The organism is Mesorhizobium escarrei, assembly GCF_935825525.1.
GTDB classification, from domain to species: domain Bacteria; phylum Pseudomonadota; class Alphaproteobacteria; order Rhizobiales; family Rhizobiaceae; genus Mesorhizobium; species Mesorhizobium escarrei.
Genome location: NZ_CAKXZT010000186.1, coordinates 66,478 through 73,283 on the forward strand (window position 1 = coordinate 66,478; position 6,806 = coordinate 73,283).

Genomic DNA, 6,806 nt, shown 5'->3' on the forward strand with positions numbered 1-6,806 from the left:
CGGGAATTGCCGCTGGCATTGGCGCGGGCGATGGTTCAAGAAGGATCAACGACAGGCCTTCCTTCATGTCCTCCATGCGCCCGCTGATCCCGCTCCTTATTGCCGCCGGCATCCTGCTCGGCGGCAACGGCCTTCAGAGCACCTTGATCGCATTGCGCGGGGCGCAGGAGGGGTTTTCGGCCTCGACCATCGGCCTGATGGGGACGTTCTATTTCGCCGGCTTCCTGCTCGGCTGCCTCGCTGTCACCCACATCATGAAGGCCGTCGGCCATGTGCGCGCCTTTTCGGCGCTGGCGGCGATTGCTTCGGCGGGAACATTGCTTTTGGTGCTGGTCGTCGATCCGGTCATGTGGTGCGCGTTGCGCCTCGCCGGCGGCTTCTGCTTCGCCGGCTTGTTCACCATCATGGAAGCCTGGCTCAATTCCGGGGCCGCCAACAAGGACCGCGCGCGGGTGCTGGCCATCTACCGGATGGTCGACATCGGTTCGGTCACCGGCGCACAGTTCATGATCCCGATCGTCGGCGCCGGCGGTTTCGCCATCTTCGCCGTCATGTCGATCATGATCACGCTATCCCTGGTGCCGGTGTCGCTTGGCGATCGCTCCAACCCGACCCCGCCGGAAGACGTCAAGCTCGACCTGGCCCGCGTCTGGCGGATTTCGCCGCTCGGTTGCTTCGGCTGCATTGCCGTCGGCGTAACCAACAGCGCTTTTCGCACATTGTCGCCGGTCTATGCCGAACAGATCGGCATGTCGGTCACCGACGTCGTCACCTTCGTCAGCGTCGGCATCTTCGGCGGCGCTATCATCCAGTATCCGCTCGGCTACCTGTCCGACCGCTGGGACCGGCGTTCGGTGCTGCTGATAACGACGTGCTGCGCGCTGCTCGCATCGCTGGCGCTGGTGTTCTGGGCGCGCAGCGACCCATCCCTCAACTTCGTGATCGTCTTCATCTTCGGCTCATTCGCCATGCCGCTCTATTCGCTGTCGGCGGCGCACTCGAACGACCGCGCCGACAAGGGCGAGTTCGTGCTGATCAACGCGGCGCTGATGCTGTTCTATTCCTTCGGCGCCATTGGCGGGCCGTTCGCCGCCTCGGCGGCGATGCAGTATTTCGGGCCAAGCGCGCTGTTCGTGTTCACCGCCACCGTCTACGCCATCTTCGTCGTCGTCATCCTGTACCGGATGCAGGTGCGATCGGGCGTGCCGGCCGGCCATCGCAGCCGTTTCATCGGCCTTTTGCGCACATCGACGGTGTTCGCCCGGCTGGCCAAGCGCAACGATGATTCCGACGGGCCTGCCAAGCAATGATGACTGCCCGCCAGGTCTTGAAACCCCGACAGCGGCTTGACGAAAGCCCGCGCGGCTGAAATTGAAGGACACCTTACACTTTGCCAAAAGCGATTTGATGCACGTCATCACTGCCCAAGAAGAACTCGAGACCGCCCTCGCCGCGCTCGAAAAGTCGGATTTCGTCACCGTCGACACCGAATTCATTCGCGAGACGACCTTTTGGCCGATCCTTTGCCTGATCCAGATGGCGGCGCCCGGGGTGACGGCGCTGATCGATCCTCTGTCACCCGATATCGACCTGAAGCCGTTCTTCAGGCTGATGGCCAACGAGGCGGTCGTCAAAGTCTTCCATGCGGCGCGCCAGGACATCGAAATCATCGTTCATCTCGGCGATCTGGTGCCGCATCCGGTATTCGACACCCAGGTGGCGGCGATGGTTTGCGGCTTCGGCGACAGCGTCTCCTATGACCAGCTCGTCCAGAAGATCACCGGCGCTCGGCTCGACAAGTCCTCACGTTTCACCGACTGGCGCCACCGGCCGCTTTCCGAAAAACAGCTCGACTACGCGCTTGCCGACGTCACCCATCTGATCGAGGTCTACCAGCACCTCAGCGCCGAGCTGGTGCGGGAAAACCGCGCCCACTGGCTGAACGAGGAGATGGACGTGCTGACCGCCCGCGAAACCTATGATCCGCATCCGGAGGACGCCTGGAAGCGGCTGAAGATGCGGCTGCGCAAGCCGCAGGAGCTGGCGATCGTGCAAGCGGTGGCGGCATGGCGCGAGCGTGAGGCGCGCGAACGCGACGTGCCGCGCGGCCGGGTGCTCAAGGACGACGCCATCTACGAGGTGGCGCAGCAGGCGCCGCGCGATGCGGCAGCACTCGGCAAGCTGCGCACCACGCCGAAAGGCTGGGAACGCTCGGCGACGGCAACGGCGCTGCTCGGCGCGGTCAACAGCGCGCTTGCCTTGCCCAGGGAAGAGATGCCGAAGCTGCCGAAGAGTTTTCAGCCGCCCGAAGGCTCCAACGCCGCCGCCGAACTGCTGAAAGTGCTGTTGCGGATCGTCGCCGAAAAGGAGGGCGTCGCTTCGAAAGTGCTGGCCTCAAGCGACGACATCGACCGCATCGCCGCCGAGGGCGAGGACGCCGACGTGCCGGCCTTGCAAGGCTGGCGACGCGCCGTGTTCGGCGAGGCGGCGCTCAAACTGGTGCGCGGCGAGCTCGCCATCAAGTTCGACAAGCGCAAGATCGCGCTGTTCGACGTGTAGCTAAGCATTTCGAGCGACGCAGTAGAATCGTTTGGGACGCTGGCGCGAAGGATCTCGACAGACCGGCTCTATGCCGCTCATGGTGACGACGTGCAACGCCGTAAGTCCTTACGCCCGCTGTCTCTGAGCGGCCACGTGGAAAACTGCGATGACGATCACCGGTATCGCCAGAAGCGCGAATTTGGCGACGATCAGCGCCGAGGCGAAGGACAGCGAGTCCGGATTGGCCGACAGGAAATCGGAGAGCATGCGGGCCACAGCGACGTTCTGCGCATAATCGGCAAGCGTGTAGGGCAGCACCAGGACGAGCGCGAACAGCAACTGAAGCTGGGCGGAAAGAGCCCGGAAGCTCTTCAGCCGCCGCCCGGCGGCAAGGATCAGGCTGACAAATGTCAGCGACAGCAGCGTCGGGAACAGCAGGTCGAAGGTCAGATAATGCCAGACCAGGATGATCTCGCTGCCGCGACGGCCGAGTGCCGTCAGCCAAGCCATGCCCTCGTCCGGGGTGAAGCCGGCAAAGCGCAAATCGAGCGACGGCAGGCCGCCGCTCAGCTGGCGGAAATAGAGGAACTCCATCGCCGTCATGGCGACGAAAACCGCCGCGCAGACAAAACAGAGCGCGGCAGCGTGGCGCGACAGCCGCAGCATCATTGCCGTCAGGCTTCGTGCGAGCTGGTTAGGCTCCGCCGGGGTAATTCGGGCTTTCGCGGGTGATCGTGACGTCATGGGCGTGGCTTTCACGAAGTCCGGCGTTGGATATGCGTACGAAGGTGGCGCGGTCGCGGAAATCGGCAAGGTCGCGCCCGCCGACATAGCCCATAGCGGCTTTCAGGCCGCCGGCAAGCTGGTGCAGCACGCCGGACACGGGTCCTTTGTAAGGCACCTGCCCTTCGATGCCTTCCGGCACCAGTTTCAGCGTGTCGCGCACCTCGGCCTGGAAATAGCGGTCGGCGGAGCCACGTGCCATGGCGCCGACCGAGCCCATGCCACGATAGGCTTTGAACGAACGGCCCTGGTGCAGATAGACTTCGCCCGGGCTCTCGTCGGTGCCGGCCAGCAGCGAGCCGATCATGGCAGCACTGGCGCCGGCGGCGAGCGCCTTGGCGAGATCGCCGGAATATTTGATGCCGCCGTCGGCGATGACCGAGACGCCCGATTTCTGCGCCGTCTCGACCGCCGACATGATCGCCGAAAGCTGCGGCGTACCGACGCCGGCGACGATGCGGGTGGTGCAGATGGAACCCGGCCCAATGCCGACCTTGACGGCATCGGCGCCGGCATCGATCAGCGCCAGCGTGCCGTCTGACGTGGCGACGTTGCCCGCCAGGATGCGAACCGAATTGGACAGTTTCTTGGCCCGCGTCACCGCGTCGAGCACGCGTTGCGAGTGACCGTGCGCGGTGTCGATCACCAGCAGGTCGACGCCTGCATCGATGAGCCGCTCGGCGCGCTCAAACCCGTCATCACCGACGCTGGTGGCGGCCGCAGCGCGCAAGCGCCCCTGCACGTCCTTGGTGGCGTGCGGGTTGAGCTGCGACTTCTCGATGTCCTTGACGGTGATCAGCCCGACGCAATTGCCGCCGCTATCGTCGACCACGACCAGCTTCTCGATGCGGTGCTGGTGCAGGAGCCGCTTGGCCTCGTCCTGATCGACGTTCTCCTTGACCGTGATCAGGTTCTCACGGGTCATCAGCTCGTAGACCTTCTGGCCCGGGTCGGAGGCGAAGCGCACGTCACGGTTGGTCAGGATGCCGACCAGCCGACCGACCTTATGCCCGCCGGCACCGCCATTCTCGACCACCGGAATGCCCGAGATGCTGTAGGTGCGCATCAGTCCCAAGGCGTCGGCGAGCGTCGCATCGGGGCCGATGGTGACGGGGTTCACCACCATGCCGGATTCGAATTTCTTGACTTGCCGCACCTGCTCGGCCTGTTCGGCCGGCGAGAAATTGCGGTGGATGACGCCGATGCCGCCGGCCTGGGCCATGGCGATGGCAAGACGCGCCTCGGTTACGGTATCCATGGCGGCGGACAGGATCGGCACGTTGAGGTCGATGTCGCCGGCGATGCGGGTGCGGATATCGGTCTCGCCGGGCATGACCTCGGAATGACCCGGCTGCAGCAGCACATCGTCAAAGGTCAGCGCCAATGCGCCCGTGGACGTTTCGATAATCTTTGCCATGGCCAGCCCTCGGAATGCATGAAAAGCGCTGGACCGGATGGACAGCGCCGACTCGTCTTCTTCCCTTTCAGGATTGGCGCTGGCTCGTAACACGTCCCGTCGCCGTTGAAAAGCCGATTGCTTGTGCACGACAGGGCGACCCTGGCAGCGGAAGAGACTCAGGCTCAGGCTCGGGCTCGGGGCAATCGCTTCAGGTTGGCGCCGCGCCGAGGTCGAGAATTGGCAGGGCGCCAGCTTTTGCTGAAGTGAATAGCACATCTGACTTGCTTTGTGACGGCAACTATGCTAGGAATTTATTCATGGTGCTGATTTGCGCCAGCGACCCGCTGCCGAGGCGGGTTTTTTATTTAGGCGCCATTCTTCGCCGGCTCCGAACTGGCACGCTGCCAAGGTCGCACAAATGTGACAGCAAATCAGGGCGACATCCGACACGACCCGTGGTAACCGCCCCGCCTGTCGGCTTGCCCCCGAGAGGCCGGCAGGCAATCGGCGGTGAACAATCGAATCCGGACTCGCTCCATGAACCGCACCATCCCGCTTATTTTGGCGGTCGCTCTTTTCATGGAAAACATGGATTCGACCGTTATCGCAACGTCGCTGCCGGCGATCGCCGTCGACCTCCAGACCAGCCCGGTGGCGCTCAAGCTGGCGCTGACCGCCTATCTGGTGTCGCTGGCGGTGTTCATTCCGATCAGCGGCTGGATGGCCGACCATTTTGGCGCCAAGACCGTGTTTCGCGCGGCAATCGCCGTGTTCATCGTCGGTTCGGTCGCTTGCGCGGTGTCGAATTCGCTGCCGGCTTTCGTGATCTCACGCTTCCTGCAAGGCATTGGCGGCGCCATGATGACGCCGGTGGGACGCCTGGTGCTGGTGCGCGCCACGCCGAAGAGCGAACTCGTCGCCGCGATGTCGTGGCTGACCGTTCCGGCATTGCTCGGGCCGCTTGTCGGGCCGCCGGTCGGCGGTTTCATCACCACCTATTTCAGCTGGCACTGGATCTTCCTGATCCATGTGCCGATCGGGCTGATCGGCATCTGGCTGGCCACGCACTTCCTGCCGGAGACCGAAGCGGCGCGGACGCCGCCGCTCGATTTCATCGGTTTCATGCTGAGCGGGCTGGCGGCATCAGGCATCGTGTTCGGCCTGTCGGTAGTCAGCCTGCCGGCCTTGCCGCCGATTGCTGGCTTCCTCACGGTAGCTGTCGGGCTGGTTTCAGCCGTGCTTTACCTCCTGCATGCGCGCCGCGCCAAAAATCCGCTGCTGGCGCTCGAGCTGTTCCGCAACCAGGTGTTTCGCGCCTCGGTCCTCGGCGGCGGGCTGTTTCGCATCGGCATCGGCGCCGTGCCCTTCCTTTTGCCGCTGATGTTCCAGATCGGCTTCGGGCTGACGCCGTTCCAGTCGGGAATGATCACCTTCGTGGCGGCGATCGGCGCCATCGGCATGAAATTCGTCACCGCGCTGATCTTCCGGGTCGCCGGGTTCCGCCGCGTGCTGATCTTCGGCTCGTTGATCGCGGCGGCGTCGATTGCCATCAATGGCCTGCTCTCGCCCGACACGCCGTATCTGCTGGTCCTCGCCGCCTTGCTCGTCGGCGGCTTCATCCGCTCGATGTTCTTCACCGGCATCAACGCGCTAGCCTATGCCGAGATTTCGACCGCCGACACCAGCAGGGCAACGCCGATCACCGCAGTGTTCCAGCAACTGTCGATCGCGCTCGGCGTGGCGCTGGCCGGCGGCATCCTGGAAGTTTCGACGACAATCCATGGCGGGCCGCTGACGCTGGGCGACTTTCACATCGCGTTCTTCATTGTCGCAGCCCTCTCGGCCGCCGCATCGCTGCCGTTCATGCGGCTGGCGCCCGATGCCGGCAACGCCGTATCGGGATATCGCGGGCTGACGGCGCCGAAGACGCTGGGCGTGGGTCCACCGGGATCGTAAGCTCTCCCTTCTCCCCTTGTTGTGGGAGAAGGTGGATCGGCGCGAAGCGCCGAGACGGATGAGGGGTGTTGGAGGGAATGAGGCTGCGGCGATTTCTAGCACATTGCCAAGCTGGAGCACCCCTCAT

The 6,806-nt window shown here is 64.1% G+C and carries 5 protein-coding genes; 3 read left to right on the plus strand and 2 right to left on the minus strand.

Annotated features, from left to right (window positions below; genetic code table 11):
* Nucleotides 1–65 precede the first annotated feature (65 nt).
* The gene (locus tag NMG80_RS35880; RefSeq protein ID WP_254022518.1) at nucleotides 66–1,310 is read left to right on the plus strand and encodes an MFS transporter; all 1,245 of its coding nucleotides are present in this window, start codon (nucleotides 66–68) and stop codon (nucleotides 1,308–1,310) included.
* A 97-nt stretch (nucleotides 1,311–1,407) separates the two neighbouring features.
* Nucleotides 1,408–2,559: a ribonuclease D gene (gene rnd, locus NMG80_RS35885; RefSeq protein WP_254022519.1), complete on the plus strand. Its 1,152-nt coding sequence runs from the start codon at nucleotides 1,408–1,410 to the stop codon at nucleotides 2,557–2,559.
* 108 nt (nucleotides 2,560–2,667) lie between these two features.
* On the opposite strand, the gene NMG80_RS35890 is transcribed toward rnd, so the two are convergent.
* Nucleotides 2,668–3,210 carry a hypothetical protein gene (locus NMG80_RS35890; protein ID WP_254022520.1) on the minus strand — a complete coding sequence of 181 codons (543 nt, stop codon included), beginning with the start codon at nucleotides 3,208–3,210 and terminating at the stop codon, nucleotides 2,668–2,670.
* A 25-nt stretch (nucleotides 3,211–3,235) separates the two neighbouring features.
* Nucleotides 3,236–4,741, minus strand: a complete 1,506-nt coding sequence (gene guaB, locus NMG80_RS35895; RefSeq protein ID WP_254022521.1) for an IMP dehydrogenase — start codon at nucleotides 4,739–4,741, stop codon at nucleotides 3,236–3,238.
* Nucleotides 4,742–5,260: 519 nt separating this feature from the next.
* Here guaB and NMG80_RS35900 point away from each other — a divergent pair.
* Nucleotides 5,261–6,679 carry an MFS transporter gene (locus NMG80_RS35900; protein WP_254022522.1) on the plus strand — a complete coding sequence of 473 codons (1,419 nt, stop codon included), beginning with the start codon at nucleotides 5,261–5,263 and terminating at the stop codon, nucleotides 6,677–6,679.
* Nucleotides 6,680–6,806 lie beyond the last annotated feature (127 nt).